This window comes from Pseudooctadecabacter jejudonensis (genome assembly GCF_900172275.1).
Taxonomy (GTDB): domain Bacteria; phylum Pseudomonadota; class Alphaproteobacteria; order Rhodobacterales; family Rhodobacteraceae; genus Octadecabacter; species Octadecabacter jejudonensis.
The window spans coordinates 205,041-224,909 of the sequence record NZ_FWFT01000003.1; the positions used below are offsets into that span (position 1 = coordinate 205,041).

At 57.1% G+C, this 19,869-nt stretch carries 16 protein-coding genes and 3 pseudogenes; 10 read left to right on the forward strand and 9 right to left on the reverse strand.

All coding sequences use genetic code 11. The features are described from left to right. The first annotated feature begins 48 nt into the window (after positions 1-48). The 9 genes and pseudogenes from PSJ8397_RS10115 (at position 49) to PSJ8397_RS10150 (ending at position 9,407) form a co-directional block, all read left to right on the forward strand. Positions 49-1,266, forward strand: coding sequence for a tripartite tricarboxylate transporter permease (locus tag PSJ8397_RS10115; protein ID WP_085864494.1), 1,218 nt, complete (start codon positions 49-51; stop codon positions 1,264-1,266). Between the two features lies 1 nt (position 1,267). After that, entirely contained in the window at positions 1,268-2,761 is a 1,494-nt protein-coding gene (locus tag PSJ8397_RS10120) for a sulfatase-like hydrolase/transferase (protein WP_085864495.1), read from the forward strand. A gap of 76 nt (positions 2,762-2,837) precedes the next feature. Continuing rightward, positions 2,838-3,767: pseudogene (locus tag PSJ8397_RS17110) on the forward strand (formylglycine-generating enzyme family protein); the annotation flags it as partial. Positions 3,768-3,785: 18 nt separating this feature from the next. Then, positions 3,786-3,944 (forward strand): annotated as a pseudogene (locus PSJ8397_RS17125) (integrase catalytic domain-containing protein); the annotation flags it as partial. Between the two features lie 63 nt (positions 3,945-4,007). Next, positions 4,008-5,175: pseudogene (locus PSJ8397_RS10130) on the forward strand (IS3 family transposase). Between the two features lie 170 nt (positions 5,176-5,345). After that, the gene (locus tag PSJ8397_RS10135) at positions 5,346-6,071 is read left to right on the forward strand and encodes a hypothetical protein (RefSeq protein WP_085864496.1); all 726 of its coding nucleotides are present in this window, start codon (positions 5,346-5,348) and stop codon (positions 6,069-6,071) included. Between the two features lie 464 nt (positions 6,072-6,535). Next, entirely contained in the window at positions 6,536-7,390 is an 855-nt protein-coding gene (locus tag PSJ8397_RS10140; RefSeq protein ID WP_085864497.1) for a hypothetical protein, read from the forward strand. Between the two features lie 41 nt (positions 7,391-7,431). Beyond that, positions 7,432-7,860, forward strand: coding sequence for a plasmid mobilization protein (locus PSJ8397_RS10145; protein WP_200811309.1), 429 nt, complete (start codon positions 7,432-7,434; stop codon positions 7,858-7,860). Next, complete coding sequence (locus PSJ8397_RS10150) at positions 7,854-9,407, forward strand: relaxase family protein (protein WP_085864498.1); 1,554 nt, start codon at positions 7,854-7,856, stop codon at positions 9,405-9,407. The genes PSJ8397_RS10145 and PSJ8397_RS10150 overlap by 7 nt, the downstream gene beginning before the upstream one ends. A gap of 41 nt (positions 9,408-9,448) precedes the next feature. On the opposite strand, the gene PSJ8397_RS10155 is transcribed toward PSJ8397_RS10150, so the two are convergent. The 9 genes from PSJ8397_RS10155 to PSJ8397_RS10195 all read right to left on the reverse strand — a co-directional run bounded on the left by PSJ8397_RS10155 (position 9,449) and on the right by PSJ8397_RS10195 (position 19,520). Further along, complete coding sequence (locus PSJ8397_RS10155) at positions 9,449-10,780, reverse strand: HNH endonuclease (RefSeq protein WP_085864499.1); 1,332 nt, start codon at positions 10,778-10,780, stop codon at positions 9,449-9,451. A gap of 9 nt (positions 10,781-10,789) precedes the next feature. Next, positions 10,790-11,065, reverse strand: a complete 276-nt coding sequence (locus PSJ8397_RS10160; protein ID WP_085864500.1) for a HigA family addiction module antitoxin — start codon at positions 11,063-11,065, stop codon at positions 10,790-10,792. 14 nt (positions 11,066-11,079) lie between these two features. Continuing rightward, complete coding sequence (locus PSJ8397_RS10165) at positions 11,080-11,667, reverse strand: hypothetical protein (RefSeq protein ID WP_085864501.1); 588 nt, start codon at positions 11,665-11,667, stop codon at positions 11,080-11,082. Between the two features lie 353 nt (positions 11,668-12,020). Further along, a complete protein-coding gene (locus PSJ8397_RS10175; protein WP_085864503.1) occupies positions 12,021-13,670 on the reverse strand; it encodes a hypothetical protein in 1,650 nt (549 codons plus the stop codon). A gap of 30 nt (positions 13,671-13,700) precedes the next feature. Further along, positions 13,701-14,606 (reverse strand): restriction endonuclease, encoded by a 906-nt coding sequence (locus tag PSJ8397_RS10180; RefSeq protein WP_085864504.1) that lies wholly within the window; start codon positions 14,604-14,606, stop codon positions 13,701-13,703. Positions 14,607-14,619: 13 nt separating this feature from the next. Further along, positions 14,620-15,558 carry a hypothetical protein gene (locus tag PSJ8397_RS10185; RefSeq protein WP_085864505.1) on the reverse strand — a complete coding sequence of 313 codons (939 nt, stop codon included), beginning with the start codon at positions 15,556-15,558 and terminating at the stop codon, positions 14,620-14,622. A gap of 1 nt (position 15,559) precedes the next feature. After that, a complete protein-coding gene (locus tag PSJ8397_RS10190; protein ID WP_085864506.1) occupies positions 15,560-18,772 on the reverse strand; it encodes an Eco57I restriction-modification methylase domain-containing protein in 3,213 nt (1,070 codons plus the stop codon). 15 nt (positions 18,773-18,787) lie between these two features. Next, positions 18,788-19,093, reverse strand: a complete 306-nt coding sequence (locus PSJ8397_RS16865) for a hypothetical protein (RefSeq protein ID WP_143515429.1) — start codon at positions 19,091-19,093, stop codon at positions 18,788-18,790. 4 nt (positions 19,094-19,097) lie between these two features. Further along, positions 19,098-19,520, reverse strand: a complete 423-nt coding sequence (locus PSJ8397_RS10195; protein ID WP_085864507.1) for a helix-turn-helix domain-containing protein — start codon at positions 19,518-19,520, stop codon at positions 19,098-19,100. 141 nt (positions 19,521-19,661) lie between these two features. Here PSJ8397_RS10195 and PSJ8397_RS16870 point away from each other — a divergent pair, with 141 nt between their 5' ends. Continuing rightward, positions 19,662-19,868, forward strand: a complete 207-nt coding sequence (locus PSJ8397_RS16870; RefSeq protein WP_143515430.1) for a hypothetical protein — start codon at positions 19,662-19,664, stop codon at positions 19,866-19,868. Position 19,869: the final 1 nt, after the last annotated feature.

Consider the following 19,869-nt stretch of genomic DNA (forward strand, 5'->3'; position numbering starts at 1 on the left):
CCACCCCTTTATACGGAGGGGCGGGGTTATTTTGTTGGGAGGCAAAACGTGTCGCGCACCTTGGACATTTGTGTTTCTGCCGTGCTGCTGGCCATCGGGGTGGCCTTTCTGGCGCACACCTTTAGCGGCGCGTTTGACACGTTCACCTTTGGTGGCGATGTCGGCCCCGCCTTTGCCCCACGCCTGTTTCTGACGGCTTGGGTGATTTTTGCAGCCACTGCTTTGCTCCAGGCCCTTCGCAGCGGCGCAGCTGAGCCTTTGAACACCAATCTACCCCAACTTTTGTCCGTGGCCGCCCTGATCGTGGCGCTGCCGTTCATCTTTGGAATGTCCACGGAAGCCTCCATCGCGCTGTTTGTGGGCATTTACGTCACCTCGGTCTATGGCGGGTCGATCTCGGCGATCCTGATCAACACCCCCGGCACGCCGCAATCGGCCGCCACGGTGCTGGACGGCTATCCGATGGCAAAATCGGGCCGCGCGGATCTGGCGATTGGCTGGGCGACGTTTGCGTCGCTGGGGGGCGGTCTTTTCTCACTGATCGTGTTGATCATCGCCGCACCGGTTTTGGCAAAAGTCTCAATCGCCTTTGGCCCAGCGACAATTTTCGCGATCATCATCTTTGCGCTGACCTGCATCGCGTGGGTGTCCACTGGCAGCACGATCAAGGGGCTGTTGGCAGGCGTCATCGGGCTGTGGCTGACAACGGTGGGGTCGGACGATCTGACGGGGGTAATACGCTTTGACTTTGATCTGCCCGCCCTGCGCGGCGGGCTGCATCTGATCCCTGTCCCCATCGGACTTTTTGCACTGGCCGAGGTGTTGCACCGCGCCGCCCATTACTTCGCGGGCAAACCGCCTGAGATGTCGAATATGGGCTTCAAGATGCCCCCCTGGCCTGAAATCTACCTGCGCTGGCCGCAATTCCTGCGCGCCTCCAGCATCGGCACATTCATCGGCATCCTGCCGGGCGCCGGGGCGACGGCCGCAACCTTTGTAAGCTATTCAGAGAGCAAGCGCACCTCGCCCCGCGCCGACCAGAAGGGTGATGGTGAACCCGACGCTCTTGTCGCCTCCGAGACCGCAAACAACGCCGTCACCGGCGGCGCACTCATCCCCACCCTGCCACTGGGTAGTCCCGGCGACGGTGGCAGCTTTGCCGAGTTCATCAACGACCACATCGCGTTTGGTATCCTTGCCATGACGGCGCTGTTCGTCAGCCTCTCACCTTTGCGCGGTCGTCCCAACCAAACAAGGAGTTCCTAGAATGTCTGACACACAGCCCAATGTCCTTTTGATCGTAACAGACCACTGGCCGGCCGCGTTGCTGGGCACGGCAGGGCACCCCGCGATCCACACGCCGGTGCTGGATCAGCTGTGCCGCAATGGCGTGCGGTTCTCCAACTGCTATTCGGAAACGCCCGTCTGCCTGCCCGCCCGCCGCACGCTGATGACCGGCTGCACGCCCAAGCAACACGGTGACCGCACGTTCCAACCCTACCGCCCGATGGAGCCCACCCTGCCCACCATGGCGCAATGTTTCCGCGACGCGGGCTATCAGGCCTACGCGGTGGGCAAGACGCACACCTACCCGCAGCGCGACAGGATCGGGTTTGATGATATCCAATTGGATGACGAAGGCCGCACGCTGTACGGCGTGACCGATGATTACGAGATTTTCCTGGGCGATCAGGGCCATGTCGGCCAACAGTTCGGCCACGGCATGTCCAACAACGCCTATCAGGCGACCCCGTGGCACCTCGACGAACGGCTGCACGCGACCAACTGGGCGACCACAACGATGGAACGTACCATCCGCCGCCGGGACCCCACGCGATCCGCGTTCTGGTATCTGGGCTACCGCCACCCGCACCCGCCGCTGGTGCCGCCACAACGGTTCCTGGATCACTACGCGGATATCGAGATCGACATGCCCTACGCGGGCGATTGGGCCAGCGGCGATCTGCCCTACAACGCCCAAGGCGTGCAGGCCCGCAATGTCTATTCCGAGCGTGAGGTCCGATGGGCCCGCCGCGCCTTCTATGCGCTGTGCACCCACATCGACCAGCAGATCGGCTCTCTGATCGGGACGATCCGCGAAGAAGGGATCCTTGATAACACCATCATCATGTTCACCTCGGATCACGGCGACAACCTTGGCAATCACGGCATGTGGGCCAAGCAGAATTTCTACGAAGGCTCCGCCAATGTGCCCATGATCGTGGTGGGTGAAGCAGGCGACGACCGGCTGCCGTTCGGCTCAACCGATACCCGCGTGACCGGCCTGCAAGACGTCATGCCCACGTTGTTGGGGCTGGCGGGGATCGACGCGCCTGCCCATTGCGACGGGCGCTCCATGGTCAGCGATGCGCCCCGCGACTACATCTATGGTGAGTTCGGGGAGGAGGCGCATTCCTCCCGCATGATCCGCGACGACCGCTACAAACTGATCTGGTACCCCTGCGGGAACCACGTGCAGCTCTTCGATCTGGACAATGACCCGCAGGAGCTGACCGATCTTGGTCAAAACCCCGACCACGCAGAGACCATCGCACGGCTCTTCGCACAACTGCGGACCGAGACCTATGGCTCCGACAGCAAATGGTGGGACGGCGACACACCCATAGGCGAAGAAGGCCGCACCTTCCACCCCGGCCCCAATCGCGGCCTCAGCCTGACGCGCGGCAACCAATGGCCCGTCCCCCCCATCAACAAAAAAGGCGATATGGTGTTCTTCCCCGAAGCGCCGCCCAAGGGGTGACAGCCGCCGTGATGGTATTGGGCCGCGAACTGGCATATTCCCGGCCAAGACCCTTGCCCGGTCAGACAGGCCCAAGATGACGCCCCCGACCTCGCCAAAGACCAAGGCCAGTTGCTGCCTGCCCGCGCGCGCCACCGCCGACCGGGTCAACACCTCGCCCACCATCACCAAGGTGGCCAAACACGATGACGCAGAGCGGGTCACGATCCCCGGCGGAGAGGCCCTCATCGGCACCAATACACCCCTTATCCCGCAGGACGAGGAAGGCCCACTCCGACGCAAAAAACTCGCCTCCTTTCAAATGGATGCGACGCAGGTCACGAATGGCCGCTTCCGGCGGTTTGTCGACGCCACAGGCTACGTGACACAGGCCGAGAGCATCGGGAACAACTTTGTTTTCAGTGCCCTGCTGCCTGATCATGCCGCCCCGACCCGTGGCGTGGCCAACGCCCCATGGTGGCGCGAGGTCGAGGGCGCATGTTGGCACAGCCCCTTGGGGCCAGGCAGCGACACGATCGGTCTTGAGGATCATCGGGTCGTTCACATCACCTGGAATGACGCATGTGTTTTTGCCAAATGGGCGGGCGGACGCCTGCCATCCGAAGCCCAATGGGAACACGCCGCGCGGGGCGGGCTGGGCGACGTGCGCTTTCCGTAGGGCGACCGCGACCCCAATAACGACAGCTTCTTGCCCTGCAACATCTGGCAGGGCCGTTTTCCCGACCACAATCTGGAAAAAGACGGCTACTTCGCGACGGCACCGGCCGAGAGTTTTGCGCCAAATGGTTATGGTTTATTTAACATGGCCGGCAACACCTGGGACTTCACCACGGACCCCTTCCGATTGAGATCACTCAAGAAATCTGCCCGACGGTCTGACGTGCAAAGGCGCGGTTTCTAAATCTCAAAAGGCGGATCTTTCCTATGTCACGCGACGTATTGCTACCGCTATAGAATTGCGGCCCGCACGGGGACATCCCCTGACAGCTCGACCTCGCATCAAGGTTTCCGCGTGGTCTACCCGGTCGCCCGCGAACTGGTTCGGATCGCCGAGTTTCGCGGATATCCCTGCCTTGTGGTCAGCGACAATGGAACCGAACTGACCAGCAATGCGATGCTGAAATGGCAAGAGGATCGCAAAGTCGGATGGCACTACATCGCACCCGGAAAGCCCATGCAAGACTGGACCTGTCGCGGTTTGATGCCGCTCCTTTGATAGCATTTACTGCAATAAAGGAGACGAACTATGGGACTGAAACGGACGGACGAATTCCGAGCTGATGCGGTACGTATTGCCCTGACCAGTGGGCTTACGCGTAAGCAGGTGGCGGACGATCTTGGCGTTGGCATGTCGACGCTGAACACATGGATCACAGCACATCGAGACACGAACGTGGTTTCGAAAGATGATTTAGAGCTCGCCCAAGAGAATGATCGGCTTCGACGTGAGAACCGGCTTCTTAAGGAGGAGAGGGAAATCTTAAAAAAGGGTGAGGCCATTTTCCGCCATTGGTCCGAGGACAATGGACGAACCAGTTCTTTGCGGGCCTAAAGCAATGAGATTTAGGTTTGTCGAAGAGCATAGGGCCAGCTTTCCAGCCACTCGGTTGTGCGAGGTTGTCGGCGTCCGTGCGCGGGGTTTACGTGCCTTCCGCAGTCGCCCCGCCAGCCGCAGGCAAAGATCTGATCTGGTGGCGCTGGCTCACATCAAGGAACAATCGCGCCTTAGCCTTGGCAGCTATGGTCGGCCACGGATGACGGAAGAGCTGAAGGAGATCGGCTTGGACATCGGGCACCGCCGTGTTGGCAGGTTGATGCGCCAGAACGGCATATCCGTTGTTAGAACGCGTAAACACAAGGTCACAACGGAGAGTAATCATAAGTTCAACATCGCGCCGAACCTGTTGGATCGCGACTTCAAAGCTGATGCGCCAAACCAGAAGTGGGCTGGTGACATCAGTTATATTTGGACACGCGAGGGTTGGCTGTATCTGGCTGTGATCCTCGACCTGCATTCAAGGCGTGTGATTGGCTGGGCCGTGAGCAATCGGATGAAACGTGATCTGGCGATCCGGGCGTTACAGATGGCCATAGCCTTCCGCACACCGCCCAAAGGCTGCATCCATCATACGGATCGCGGGTCGCAATACTGCTCCCACGACTACCAAAAAATCCTACGTCAGAATGGCCACAAAGTGTCCATGAGCGGAAAGGGCAATTGTTACGACAACGCCGCTGTCGAGACGTTCTTCAAGACCATCAAGGCCGAGTTGATCTGGCGACGGTCGTGGGAAACCAGAAGGCAGGCTGAGATGGCCATCTTCGAGTACATCAATGGCTTCTACAATCCGCGTCGCCGCCACTCAGCACTGGGTTGGAAAAGCCCGGTCGCTTTCGAACGCAAGGTGGCCTAAACGAGCACTTGGGGCGGCACAAAAGCGGGACAGGTCCATTTCGGATCAAGTTTCGAATGGGGCGAGCGTTCAGGAACTTGAAGACAAGAGGTGGCTCGATATAGAAGCTTGGACATTTAGCTTTTCTTGAACATCAAAAACACTCAACGTTCCGCTTGTTAAGGTCGAAAATGCAGGATCATCAAATTATGAATTTCAGCTCGCGACAGGAGCTGGATGAGCCCGTCTACAGGATCATGAAACAGGAGCATGTGCTTTCGCTGTTTGGTCAACGTAAGAACGCATTGAGCAGGTTCTCAAACTGGAAAGATAATTTCGAGAACTTCTTGATGACATGCGGACACGAATACAACGGCGTCAAACATGACAACACCACGCGAAAAAAGATGGTTGCTCAGTGTTGGACTAGAGAAAAATACTCTGAGGCAATGTGGGGTATCTACGCCAACGATCCAAATCAACGTTTCTTACGCATCCGATCTACACCAAGACTTCTTCTGGATGCTCTTTGTAGCGCAAAGCCACGACAGTCTGCCGATCTATGCCGTATCGGTCTGGTCAAGTACCAAGCAACAAACAAAATAAGATCATATTACAACGAAAAGAAGGGCGCTGAGGTAAGCATGGATCTCTTGTTTGACTCGCTACTTCTCAAAAGAATCGCGTTTTCACATGAGCGCGAGGTTCGGCTGATGCACTGTCCGATTTTCGAGTCTTTGGACGATAAGGGTCTGTTTTGGTATGATGTTGATCCACAAAAGATGATCACTCAGATCATGGCAGACCCGAACAGAGATCGATCAAAATGGAAGACTGACAAAGCGGATAGCCAGCAACAAACGTGCTTCCAAGGTGAAATCAAACGTTCAAAGATTTACGATGCGCCCAAATGGTAAAATAAGGCCGTAAAGGCCCTCAGCACTGGGCAAATTAGCAAACGGCGGAAGCCGCAGGTTTCACCCAACAATTCCAACAGCTTAACACCAAAACATCATTCCCAAAGCACCATAAGCACGGCAAGGAGCGTTGCTACCGTGCTGTGCTAAAACTGTGCTAGGTGTACGGCGCGGCGCTCACAACGCACTGTGCTAACTCAGCATTTTCCCACTGTGCTAACGCTGTGATAGTGTATTTTCGGTTTTTCAGCGATTTACGCTGCGGCGCAGAAGCCCAGCAAACTATTGTTTTCGATTGATTTAAATGGTGCCCGGGGGCGGAATCGAACCACCGACACGAGGATTTTCAAACCGAAGCTTATTGAGAACGCTCAACAGGTTAGTCACGAAAAATCTGTCAAACCCACCACGGCACATCAAGCACATAGCGGCGAATTGTCAAACCTTGGGCACGAGGCCTTCCAATGAGCTGGCGCGTGGCAAATGCGTGCGCGGAACGGAAGTTCGGGAGTGCGACGCGCAAGCAGATCATCATGTTTTTGGCGGACAAGGCCTCTGATGATGGGTCGGGCATCTGGTGTTCGAAGGGGACAATCCAGCGACACACAGAACTGGGGGAAACCACGGTCAAGCGGACGATCCGGGAGTTCCTGAAGGAAGGCATCCTAGTCGAGACCGGCGCGCGCGGCTGCAAGAATGGCTTTACCGTTGTGTACCGGATCGATCTGGCCAGGATCGAGGCGCTTGAACTGACGGCTGAACCCAAGATTGAGACGGGGTCCACAGTGGCCCCCGTCCAGACTGGACCCGGTACGGGGGCCACTGTGGCCGGGGTACCGGGGCCACCACGGCCCCCAAACCATCCTAAAACCATCCATAAACCACCTACGCGCGAGCGCGTGGGTGTGGAGGATGAAGAGGCTGAGAAGATTTTGGCCACCTATCCGCCCGACCGTTTGCGCGGGAAGGCTGAGTGCCTCAGCCGGATAAGGGAGGCTTTGGACACGGGGACAGAGGTCGAGGACCTGTTGCAGGCCGTTAAGGCCTACGCGACCGACAGCGCGGGCTTCACCCGCTCCAAGGTCTGTTTCTCGGACAACTGGTTCAGGTCTGGGCGCTGGCGCGCCTACGTCGAAAAGCAGGCGGAAGACCGAGAGAAGGCGAAGGCGTTGGAGGCCGATCACCAAGCACGGTTGGCCTGCTGGATCAGTGATCGCAGCCCGATGTGCAAACACATCACGGCCAAGCAGATCGACGGATTGCTTGCCTCAAAACTGGTGACGCAGGCGCAAATCCAAGCCGCAGGCCTCAGAACATGACCAGCACCGGACCGACCGAAGCGCAAACAGCAAGGCGACCCATGTCATACGCTGGCGCTGCTGACACGGGACCTTGCGAGTGGCGGCAAGCCTCCCCTTCGAACCCCACCGGCGCGGGCAAAGCCCCCGCCAAAGAGACACTGACTGAGACCTTCGTCTTCCGCTGCACCGCGTCAGAGAAGGCCCAGCTGCGCGCCAAGGCCGAGGCCGCTGGCGTGCCTGCCTCGACGCTTCTGCGCGAGGCGCTTGGCCTCACCGAAGCTCGCCGCCGCAAGCCTGTGCCGCGCGTCGATCCGGCGCTGGTGCTCGCTGTCGGTCGCATTGGTGGCAACCTCAACCAGATCGCCCGCTGGCTGAACCACGCCATGAAGGTCGGACGCACAGACCTCGACACGCTTACCGTTGCCCGCCGCCTTGTGGTGATCGAACGCCAGCTTGCTGCCCTCCTCGATGAGGCCCGGCGGTGCTGATCAAGTTCTTCCCCAATGGCAAAGGTGCGGGTGCGGGGCCGGTCGGGTACCTCGTGGCCGAACGCGTGCTAGCCTATGACGGCAACCGCGACCTGATCCGCGATGCTGACGGCCAGCCCAAGACCGTTACCCGCGATCCTTGGCCCGAGGTCCTGCGCGGAAACCCTGAACGCACCGAGGCCCTGATCGACGCCAGCCGCCACCAATGGACCTACCGTGCGGGCGTAATCAGCTTTGCCGACAGCGACGCCCCGACCGAGGACCAGCAGGCCGAGGTCATGGACGGGTTCGAGCGGCTGGCCTTCGCGGGGCTGGACCCTGAGCAATATGAGGTGCTCTGGGTCCGCCATCGCCACGAAGGCCGGGTCGAGCTTCACTTCTGCACGCCGCGCCTGGAACTGACGACGGGAAAGAGCCTCAACATCGCGCCGCCGGGTTACCAGGACGCCTATGACAGCCTGCGGGACGTGATGAACCAGCGCCACGGCTGGGCCGACCCCATGGACGTAGAGCGCACCCAGGACGTCCGCGACATCATCGAGTCCCCAACCCGCGCCCAAGGTCGCGACGAGCTGCACGCCTGGATACAGGACCAGATCGATATGGGGCAGATCAATGACCGCGCCACTATGGTCGACGCACTCACGGACGCAGGCTTCGACCTGCCACGCACCGGCAAGGCCTACATCACCGCCCGCGACCCCGAGACCGGCGAACGCTGGCGGCTGAAAGGAGAGATTTTCCATGAAGACTGGCAAGCCGACCCGGCTGAGCGAGAAGTTGAACGCGGAGCTCGACACGATCCGGGCCGAACACGTCGCCTCGATCTCGTCCCAACTCAAGAGCTTCAGGATCGATTTGAAGAACATTGTGGGCGCCGCGCAGCATGCCATCGCGAGCGATACGCGCCGCTTTCAGACCGAGACAGCGAGCTTGTTCGAGACGCGGCTGAGCTCGATCCGCCTCTGGCTGACGATCTCGCCCTGGCTGATCGCCGGGATGGTGCTGACGGGGATCGCCTCGATGATGGCCGCGAGCTTCTTATGGACGGTGCATCTGAAACGCTCGGAGTTGACGGAAATGGGCCTGACACGGATCGAACGGCCCGAGGGGACTTGGCTGATCCTGGAACCATCGAAGACACGGCTCAGGACCTGCACGATGGGCGAGAGACCCGTCACCTGCATTCGGATCGTGGAGGATTAAATGACCCAACTGACAGCCTTGGAACGCGACTTACTCGCCTGCGTCGAGCGGTTGGTGACGGCCTCAGAGGCCTCCGCGAGGGATTTGACCGCCTTGGAAACACGCTCGACCGGCAGGATCGAGAGGGAACTAGCTGGATTGAAAGACTGCGTGACCTTGCTCATTCGTTCGCAGGCCGCATCCATGAAGGCCTTGAGCGGATTGCTGAACGACGAGGCGAGCTACAAGACGCTGGACGAGAACTTGCAGCAGAGCTTGAGCTTAGCGAAAGCCGCCGCCGAGAGATTGAGGGACAGCTAGACAGCCAGGAGGCTCATGCGGAACGGGGGCTGCGGCACTAGGGGTAGAGGCATGTAAATATTTGAAAACGTGCGGTAAAACTCTATAAGCTTGCCTTTTTGAAGCGTCTGAATTGGTAGGAGAGGGATTCCGGGGCCAACTTATGCATCACGCTCTTTCCATCCAGTTTTCTGTATGCCGTAGCCTTAAGTTCCGATGAAACCACGATTAGCCCAGATTTAGGGTTTATTGCGATCATGCCAGCGTCAAATAGTGAGTGAACATCTCTCCTTAGGATCAGGCTGTTCTCTGGCACTTCAAATGCGGGGTTGCCAGTGTGAGGAATAACGTGAGCCGCTTCCAACACCGTTGGCGGCGTAAAGCCTGTCACGACACAACGCCCACCATGACGTAGCATCGCTGCTTCCCGGAATTTCTGTTGTTCAGGTCTCGCCTTGACGGTTGTTGTCTTCCTTTCTTCTTCTGCCGCCAATACGGCATCACGGTCATCGGAAAGCGCTCGATCCAAAGGCGATAGGTGCTGAAGCTCAAGGCTTGAAATTGCGTCGGACTTCCTCGAACCATAGCTCAGAATAAGTTCATCAATCTCGGCCTGCTCATCAGGTTTCATTGCCCAAGCTCTGGGACTGCGATCCTCATTTATGCGGTCAAGAACCGTCGAATTCCATCCAGTAGCACCAAGGCTGCGAAACCCAAACGGGCTCTTGAGCAGAGCAAGTTCAGCAAGCAGTATTTCAAGGACACCGTCCTTTAGATGCGCGTCTTTTGCTTTTGCGATGCCAGTCAAGCCGAGCCCTGATCCAAATGCTTCTTCCTCGTTAGCCCAGAGGTAAAGGACATCGCCAGCAACAACTTGGGGACCGGGGGACTTATCGGTCCAAGAGCTTGCACGGGGGCTGTCCCAAGGCATGCTCAAGACCTGATCGTCCCAGTCTCGCGGATCAATCGGACGGGATACACCACCAGGGCCATGGAGTTCGCCGTTAAACTTCAGCAAAAAGGCATGTGAACCGGCGTCGCCAGCATCAACTTGCTTTCGAAACGATGATCGCCAAATCGCCCGGCCGCCTGGCAGATCGTCTGCAACCGCACGAAGTTCTTGAATCGAGCCCCAGTCATACTGAAAGACGTTCTCTTGTGCGTCGGCAATGTCGACCGCCCCTATCGCTTCCCGAATATAGTCGAGAGCATCATCATCTGGATATCGGTGTCCTTTGCGAACAAGTATTGTTGTCAAAGGCGGTAACCGCTTGTCGTGCATGTAATGCAGAACTGCGTACAGATTCTTGCCGAGCCCCCGACCCGTCGGATGCGGCCACCCTATCGCTTCGGCCAGTTCTTGGTAGGTCGTTCGTTTTTTTGCTATAGCTTTCCAAGCCAAGAAGCGTGCGATTTCAAGCTGAAGTGCGTTCATTGCAACTGGCTAAGTACGCGAATTCGGCACACTTTCGGGAGCCAAAAATACTCCGTCGTATTGTGCTTGCAGGTTCACCCAGTAGGCCGGGGTCGTGTTGAATACGCGAGCGAGGCGCAGCGCCGTATCAGGCGTGATCCCGGTCGTGCCCTTGATCAACCGCTCGATCCGCGTCCGAGGCATACCCAGACGCCGCGCAAACGCGATGCCCCCCATGTCCAGGGGATCAAGATAAAGCTCTTTCAGGACTTCACCGGGGTGCATTGGTTCTTCAAGCGCGCTCATCACCACACACTTCCTCAGGCCGCACTGGTTCGTGGCTCGGCGTTCACTTCATCCGCGTAGATGAATTGTTTGGCGTCCTCGCGCACTTCTAGCGTCGCCACGTCAATCGCACCAACGGCAAGGCCTGCGTTCACCCGCCGGGCCGGTCTCCCCGCGCTCAGCCACTTCCCCGCTTTGTCCACTGCGAAGCGCCCTTTGCGCGCGCCAGCGCCTATGCCTGCCGCTGCGTCGATGATGACGACTGCGACTTCCTCCATCCGGAACAGCCCGCCCTGACTTGCCGGTGGCATCTTGCGCTTTTGCAGCGACTGGCGTGTCACTCCCAACCGCTTAGCAACATCAGCCAAACTGACGAGGTCAGGCCGCACTTCTCGCAAGACCGAGCCCGCAGGCAATTGCTTTTGTATCGCACGCGCCGCATCTAGGATCGCATCCTCAGCGCGATCACTCGCCGCTTCCAATGCAATACCAAGCATGCCAGGCACGCCGGTCCCGACGATGGCATCCTCGAAACCAGCCTCGAAGACCACGTCCATCAGATCGAACGCTTCATGTTCACCCTTTGGAAGGGCGAAGATCAGTTCAAACTCGATTTCTGCCATATTATTCATCCTTTTGCGCGCCTTCGTTCGTGTTGTCGAGTTTCGTGCAACCAAGCGCCCGACTTCTCAATTGCCGCGCAAAGCGGCCCGGATTCTGAGGCGTCGACCATACACCCATCTGACAAAACTCACCGCACCGGCAGTCAGGATCGTTGTTCGGGCATCGGATCAGGCCCCAGGCATGACCGCGCCCAGAACGCAGAGTGACCGTCCAGCCCAAGGCCTCCAGCTCACGCAGAACAGCCTCGATCTCTTTCGACTTGTGCGGCTTTCTAGCCATTAGATAGTCTCACTTTCTTAAGCTGTCAATCGACAACCTTGCACAAGTATCAGCCACATAGCGCCGATCCGGCTTACTTGTGGGCAAAAAACAGTCCCATGGGTGACTTCTTGAGCTCAACTTGCGCATCTTTCAGATTACGGAAGCGTTCGGGTAGCTCTTTCAGCTTAGGAGCATCGACCACTTGATTGATTGCAAATGCCGCCGCTCCAAATGCCGGTGTCCCAGTAGCAATTGCCGCAACCTCAATTGTTCCCGCAACGATCCAAGAGCCGAGGTCCTGTCCCGCAAACTTCATACCTTTTCCACGAAGTTCTCGGATGTTTTCTTGGTGCCTCTCAAAGGCGTCTTGCACGTTCTCAACGATCTGATCACTAGACCTGAAGAAAGAATCGGGCTTGGACGCCGCAATTTCACTGACACCTTGCGACAACATTTCACGGATTTCATCAAAAGCGCCCTGCTGGCGCATTTCTATGAGAGCGGCTGGCGGAATGTTGCCAAGCCATTGCATATCCGTTTCCCCAACGCGTTGCAGGCCTCTCACCATATGTAAGCTTGTCACGTCATCTTCAGCCAATGCCGAATTATACTCCAACTTCCAGCTAAAATACTTCCACGACGTGGCCGCATCAATCAAAGGCGTGCCCATAAGGTAGCGACTTTTGAGTAATATGTCGGTCGACTGCATCATTCTGCCCATGCATTGGGAGGCGACCAAGCCACCGGCATTGGTGCCAGTCGGCAATAACCCATCACCGCTCTCAATTGAGCGACGAATTTGCTGTTCCAATGGCTCTGTCCAATCGGTGTCAAATAGCAACCGATCTCTATCTACTAGCTCTTTAACGACGCTTTCTGGCGTGTCTAAATCTGTTGCAAAATCAAATAGTTCTTCAACTGAACTGAAACCGCGACCAAAGAGTTTCCCAGCATGGACGAGAGCATCCGTTTCCGCCAAACCCTTAAGGAAATCCACCTCTTCCTCGTCGACAGAAGATTTGAATGGCGTGACGATCACAATTGGATTCTCCAACTCGGCAAGAGCTAGGTCACGATATTGCATCAGGTTGATCGCGTGTTTTACCAGGTAGTAGACCTGCAGTTCCGGAGTCACGCGTTCAAAAATGTGGCGGGTGTGCCAAAACGGGTCTGACAGCACAATTGTATCAACATACAAACCGGTGCTGCTTGCAATATTGCGCTGGTAGGACGGAAACAGATCACCACCAAAAACCGCCTTCACTCCGGTCAAATCCTGCACGTGATAATGTGAGGGCTCGGTCAAAGCCGACCAGAACTCCTCTAGACCTTCCAAAAACTTGGGGATCTGCGGGCTTATGTCGGCAACAACGTGGGGTTGCCTAGACACCATTTCTGCAAAGACATGTGCGTCGTACCCTTTGTCGCGAGCTTCGTTAACGAAGAACCCAAGATTGTCTTCAATGTACCTGAAATAAGAGTGAGCAATCTCCTCCAAAGAAACCGCGTCTTTCGCATCTTGGCGGTTTTTGACGACCGCAGCCATCATTGCCATTGTACGAACGCGGCCATCGACGGTTGATAGATCGATCTTGCCGTCTGCTCCGTAGCGGACCGCTCCTATACTTTCCTCAAAATCCGCAGCGAGGTGCTCTGCAATGTGTATTTTACCTTCCTCAAACTGCGCACGGAGCACCTCTAACCGCCAACGTAGCTCTTCATCATAATCTTCCTGGGTCATGCTATTTCTCGCTCGAATTTTTGATGTTAATTAGATGCCTTCAAACCAGTTTGGCTTAATGCTCACCCTCTCAATCATCTCTGTCGCGACCCCAAGCCGATTTTCCTTCAGCAACTCACACAGCCGGTCACCGTCGATGAGATCAATCGCAATAGCGCCGTCGCGCGTGGCTTCGTCTGACGCTTGGCTGGTAAAATGCCCAGTGGTGATGAACAGCCCTTTGTCTGCGCGGCCCTGCAACGCCCCCCGGAAGTCACGGATTTCCTTGGAGCCAACGCTGCCTTTCCAACGCTTGCACTGAAAGTAGACCTGGAACGACACAAGATTGACGCGTAGCACCCCAACACCATCGATCCCGCCGTCGCCTGACTTGCCTCGAACCTCAACTTTGGTGAAACCCGCCTCACGAAGAAGACGCTGCGCTAGCCGTTCAAACCCGTCCGGCATCATCCTGCCCAGCACGGCCAGAAGCGCCGACTTCCAATCTTCCTCATCAGCCGGGCCGTCTTCGGCCAAGACCTCAATCTCTTCGCCCCTGTCAGCATCAGCCTTCTTGGCGGCCAACCGCTTCAGGCGGGCGCGCTCGCGTTCTTCCTGCGTCACCTGATCATAGATCGCTTGCGTCGCACTCAACTCGGAAATCGCGGAGCCTGTCTCGGTCAAGGCCCAGACTCCGCGCTTGGAGTTGTTAAGCGCATCACCCCGTTTCAGATAGGTCCGCGCCCAGGCGAGGTAGTAGTTTACCCGCGTGCGGTTTTCGTCGCGAGGCATGGTGAAAGCCTGTTCGGCCTCTGTCACACCTTCCAGCTCAATAACCTTCTCATCAAGCTCCTGGATTGTCGCGGACCCGCCGAGGTCTTTCAGTGCCTCGACCGTGACAAGCATCATTCCGGGAAGGTCCGGGAGCGTCTCTGCATCAATTTCAAATCGTCTCATCAAAATCCCTCATTCAAAACCGCGACACACCTGGGATCGATGAGAACAGCAGAACCGCGTCCATACTATCGCCCCAGAAAAACTCACCGCCCAGGCTTTCCAACTTGCCGGACTTATCCTTGAATAATTGCTCTGCCGCTTCAGCCGCTTTGCGATCCGCGAACGGGGCCTGCAGCTCGATCTGCCAGCGCCCCTTCGCAGCGGGCGGAATGCCTGCGTTCAGCTGGCCGGAGCGGGACGCCGGATCGTTCGAGACACCGATCTTCATTGCGACCGACTTGCTGCCAAAAGCCTTGGCGCGCCCCAATAGCGCAGCGCCGTCACCGTCAAACTTAGCCAGGTACAAGAAGGTTTCGCCATCGGTGTAGGTGGACGTCCGTTCGCCGTTAGACCCCGGAAACGCCTTTGACGGAAAAAACTCCTCTTTGAACGGGGTGTCGGTCAGACCGCTATCACCGACTGGCTCTTCGCCGAAGACGTTGACCTCTGTCACCTTGATCTTCAGCGCCGTCTCGATCTCGGCAGTCGACAGGGCACGGCCCCAAACGCCGATGCCTTGCCCTGCGTCCTTGTCGTAGGTGTCGGGTGCGATGCGTTCGATCGACATCTTGTCGAGCGCACGCCATGCGCGACGCACGGGAAGGCCATAGGTCCACTTTTCGCCGTTGCCTCTTTCTCGTTTGGCCTCAAGCGAAGCTTCAGACGCCTTTTCGTGATCGCGTATTGGGCGTGCTTCGATCTCGACAAACCCAATGATATGGGAACGCATAGATTTCTTGGTGTTGCCTGAAGCCGCACCATAGATCATCATCAAGTCTCCGTCGTTCAGTTCACGCAGGGCGCGTGCCTGACCACTCTCGTTAGTCCAGCCGACATAGCCGTCCAGTTCCGGGTCGAAGCCGTAAAAGGCGCGTATCCACATGTTGCGCCCGTCGGGCAGACCGGAACTCATGTCACACCACGCTTTCGAGAAGAGCGATTTCGTCGGGGGTGAGGTCGAAGAGGTCGTAGACGATGCCGTCGATTTTGGCTTCGGCTTGCGCGATTTCGGCGGTGAGGCGGGCGATTTCGGCGCGGTCGCGGGTGATCCAGTCTTCCCAGTCCGAGCGTTCGGAAAGCGGGATGTCGGCCATGAAAGCTTTCTTCACCTCAGCCCGGAAGGCGGCGAAGTCTGGCAAGGTCCACCATTCCTTGAGCTTGGTGTTGAGCTTCGGATCGCGTTCCGGCGGGCAGAGGTCGGGGATGCGACGAAGCAGCGCCTGTTGAAGCCTCTGCCGTCGCTCAGCAAGGTCATGGCAAAGCTGCGACGCGGCTTCGAGGTCGGCGTTCTTCGCGACGGCATCAAGCAATGGTAGTTGCTCGACGAACTGAGTTTGAAAACGAGCATAGCCACCCTGCGCCTTTGGCGTCAGAGCTTTGACCACAAACCAAGCCAGCTTTGAATTCAGAAAACCGACCACGCCTGGCTTGTCACACGGAAGAAAATAGCAGGTGTTTTCGCCGTAAGTGCCCGATGTGTCGAGATGACATCGCGCCTCGGACGCGACGTCGCTCCACATGATCTTTGGCCCTTCGAAGTGAGGAACATAGGCTTCTTGGGCTTGCTGGAGTTCAAACCATGCTTGTTGGGTTGCTCTCTTTTCGAGCCTGTCCTTGAATGGGAGCAGCCATTCGCGGACAGCAGGGAAATGATCGATTTCGATCCGGTTCTTGGGGATGTAGATCAACCAGTGCCCATGTTGATCCGCCCTCCAACGTTGCAGGTTCTTTCCTTCGATGAGTGGCTTAAGCAGTTCGCTAGATCGCGGATCGCTGGCGCAAATGCGTTCTTTAGTTGGCGCATCAATCACAAACGCAGGCTTCAGCCCTGTCTTCACCCCCATCAATGGCGGTCCGTAGACATCCTTGAGCGTTTTGCGACCACTGATTAGTTTGTCGCGAAGGGCTCGAAGTGATGGGTTCTCCAATTCCCAAGAGCCCGTACCGAGCCCGGATTGCGGATAAGGGCCACTGGCAGCTTCCCAAGTAGCTTGGAAGTTGCTTTCTGGAATAGCTTCGACATTCCAAAACTTAACTTCATGCTCCTTTGGTGGAGCGATGTTCTTCAGTACTAGAATTGCAGGATATGTCGTAACACCCTCAAAAATCTGCAAATCTCCGAAATTTACGACGCTTTCAATCGCAGCTCTTTGACCCAAGTACTGCCGCAGCGGCTTGCCCGAGCCGGTTTTGAAGAAGGTGTTGGAAGAGATGTAGCCCAAGCGCCCACCCGGTTTCAGCAGACGCAGGCCGCGTTCATAGAAATAGCAGTAGAGGTCCGCGCGGTCGGACACGACCTCATACCGCTTTTCGAGATAGGGTTTCAGCGTCTTAAGGAACTCCATCCGCACATAGGGCGGGTTGCCCAGCACCACGTCGAAACCGCCTTCGGCAAAGACCTCAGGGAATGCCGTCTCCCAGGTGAAGGCGTGATCGAGATAGGCGAAATTGCTGTCCTCTATCAGGCTGTCGCCCACACGGATACTGCCCGACAGGCTGTCCAGCACCTTGCCGCGCCGCGCGGTCTTGATCCAAAGCGACAACTTGGTGATCTCGACGCTTTCCGCGTTCACATCCACGCCGAAGAGGTTGTTTGACAGGATTTCACTGTCCGGATCGAGAAGGTCCTGGATGTGCTGATCCTTGCCTTGCAGCTCGGCGATCTTGTCGTTCACGCGGGACAGTTCGGCCTTGAGGAAGTCGAAAGCCATGATGAGGAACACGCCCGAGCCGCAAGCCGGGTCAACGATGCGCAGCGTCTTGATCCGGTCGCGGTAGGCTTGCCAGGCCTCCAGCTCGGCCGATTTCCTGCGCCATGGGATAGCGGCATAGTCGGACACATCCGCACCCTTCTTGGCATGATCGCGGAGGATGTTTTCAAAGGCTTCCTTGAGATGCGCGCCAAGAGTTTCGACCACGATGAACCGCGCGATGTAGTCCGGCGTGTAAACCACCCCGTCCCGCTTGCGCCGCCCACTGGTGCCGCTGGTCTTTTCCGGCTCTTCCTCTTCGCCCCGTGCGATGGCTTGCAGGCGTTCCACGTCCGCGATGGATTGTTCGAAGATGTGGCCGAGAACGGTGACGGAGACTTCGGAGGCGAAGTCATATTCGCCCAGCGTCTTGAAGCCCTCGCAGATGGCGTCTGGCAGGGTGAGGCCGTCGATAAGATCATCCGTGCGGAACAGCCCGCCGTTGTAGCGCGGGATGGACGGAACCAGAACCTTACCATCTGCATCCCTGACCTCATTGCGGCCCGCATCTATGGCACGAAAGAGGCCCTTGAAGTTTTCCCAGACAGGGCGCGGATTGTACGGATCGACGTGTGAAAACGCGTCACTGAGCGTGTTGTCAGGCAGTAGGCCCGTATCTTCGGCAAAGGCGATGAAGAGCACGCGGTCGAGGACCTTCTGCGCAAGGGCAATCGCGTCGAGTGCATCGATGGACGTATCCGCCTCTTGCACCGCGTGAAGAAGTTTCAGCCGCAGGTCCTTATAGTCCTGGTACAGCTTGTCCGTGATGTCCTTGTCTTCGCGACGGCTTTCCTTGAGCAGATCAAGCGTCCGGCCAGACAAAAGATTTTCCGCTGAGAGCAGGAGCATGAAGCGGGCGTATTCGTCCGGATCGGTCAGCTTGTCGAGGCGGAAGACCTCATACGCCGAGGTGCCTTCCCCAAACCCGTAGAGCCGCAGTTCGATGTAGTTGGACACCAGAACCCACTTCACGCCGCGGGCGTTCATGGCGTATTCCCATGCCTGTTGAACGGGACTCTTGTTCCGGCCAGGCATGATTGCATCGAGGTCGCGAGTATCTGCACCCTTCAGCTCAAACGGCGCAAGGATTTCAGGCGTAGGGCCACCGAACCGCCCGAGGGCCAGATCGACACTGCCCCTTAGGATCGTTTGTTCCGTCGCCACCGTATAATCCGCACCGCCAGCGGGACCGTGATAGCCGAGAACACCTTCAACGATCTTTGCGGTGAATTGCCCATGCAGGGCGGTTTCCTTCAGCGAGTAGATGCGTCCGTCGCGGATCATGTCCGCCCAAGCTGTCAGCGCATCTTGGTGATCCGCCGGCAGCGTTGTGGGCTTAGCATTCCGCGCAATGGTCTTTTTGTTAAAGAGGTTCATTCGTTAATTTGCTGCTCATGAAATTGATTGGAGGTAGCGTTGTGAGCGCCATTGAAGCAATGCAACGGGGCCAGAAAATATAGCCAGGCCAATGAAGGATACCATGGCAAGCCCTGCCATCAGGCCCTCTATAGTTGAGTGAACGTTTCCGCTTGAAGCATCGAAAGGGAGAAAGTTTAGCCGAGCAAAAACGACCAGATAGAAAATGGCCGCAACGCTGGCGCTTGCATACAAAATGCCCGCAAACTTGAAGAGAAAGCGATGCGAGGCCTCGACAGTCGCAAGTTGTGCGCTGCGCCACTTTTCGGTTGGTGGTGTCAAAGTTCTACTCCCTCAATAGCTCGATCCAGGTATGGACGTCGTCCATGGCGATCTCTTTCCCTTCTAGGAAAGAGCGATACCAGCGCGCCGCGATTGCGCCGCGCTTTTCACTTTTCAGTTTGATCCCGTTTTCTGACAGGTACTTGTCCAGCGCGACTTCGAATTCTTCCAGCTTGTCGAGGTCGTGCTTGAGGCGGACAGCCTCCACACCAAGCAAAATCCAACCCAAGTCCACATCGAACTGGCGGTGCAGCTTGATCAGAGCTTCAACTGGGATAGCTCGCTTACCCAACTCATAGCTCTGATATGCCCGCAAAGACATTCCGAGCGCTTCGGCCATTTTTGCCTGCGACAAAGCCTGTTCGTTTCGGGCAATCGCGATGCGCGCGCCGAGCGCAGTTAGGTAGTCTTCCGCACGTTCTGCCATTTTCACAGCAATCCACTTGTGTTTACGCTCATATGGATACTATACGCACAAACGAACGTATTTGGTTGTGTTTCGCTATCGGAGCACGGCTGGTTCGCGCAATCAACCCGATTCACGCTATCTTCTGAAAAGGAGGGAGTTTTGGCTCACGAGAAGTTACTATCACCAAAAGAGCTTAGTTCCATGGTTGGCCTAAGCGTTGCGCAAGTACGCGCGTTGATGAACAGCGGTAAGCTCGAATTTGTGGAGATATCCCCGAAGACCAAGTTGTTGACGATGAGCGGCTGGGACCGGTTCCAGAAGAACGCGACCAAGGTCGAAGCAGCCAAGGGTTCGGCGGCGAATTGAC

Coding starts and splice junctions, on each gene's coding strand:
- PSJ8397_RS10120 (WP_085864495.1), top strand. CDS start 1,268: ATGTCTGACACACAGCCCAATGTCCTTTTGATCGTAACAGACCACTGG.
- PSJ8397_RS10135 (WP_085864496.1), top strand. CDS start 5,346: ATGCAGGATCATCAAATTATGAATTTCAGCTCGCGACAGGAGCTGGAT.
- PSJ8397_RS10140 (WP_085864497.1), top strand. CDS start 6,536: ATGAGCTGGCGCGTGGCAAATGCGTGCGCGGAACGGAAGTTCGGGAGT.
- PSJ8397_RS10145 (WP_200811309.1), top strand. CDS start 7,432: ATGTCATACGCTGGCGCTGCTGACACGGGACCTTGCGAGTGGCGGCAA.
- PSJ8397_RS10155 (WP_085864499.1), bottom strand. CDS start 10,780: ATGAACGCACTTCAGCTTGAAATCGCACGCTTCTTGGCTTGGAAAGCT.
- PSJ8397_RS10160 (WP_085864500.1), bottom strand. CDS start 11,065: ATGAGCGCGCTTGAAGAACCAATGCACCCCGGTGAAGTCCTGAAAGAG.
- PSJ8397_RS10165 (WP_085864501.1), bottom strand. CDS start 11,667: ATGGCAGAAATCGAGTTTGAACTGATCTTCGCCCTTCCAAAGGGTGAA.
- PSJ8397_RS10175 (WP_085864503.1), bottom strand. CDS start 13,670: ATGACCCAGGAAGATTATGATGAAGAGCTACGTTGGCGGTTAGAGGTG.
- PSJ8397_RS10180 (WP_085864504.1), bottom strand. CDS start 14,606: ATGAGACGATTTGAAATTGATGCAGAGACGCTCCCGGACCTTCCCGGA.
- PSJ8397_RS10185 (WP_085864505.1), bottom strand. CDS start 15,558: ATGAGTTCCGGTCTGCCCGACGGGCGCAACATGTGGATACGCGCCTTT.
- PSJ8397_RS10190 (WP_085864506.1), bottom strand. CDS start 18,772: ATGAACCTCTTTAACAAAAAGACCATTGCGCGGAATGCTAAGCCCACA.
- PSJ8397_RS10195 (WP_085864507.1), bottom strand. CDS start 19,520: ATGGCAGAACGTGCGGAAGACTACCTAACTGCGCTCGGCGCGCGCATC.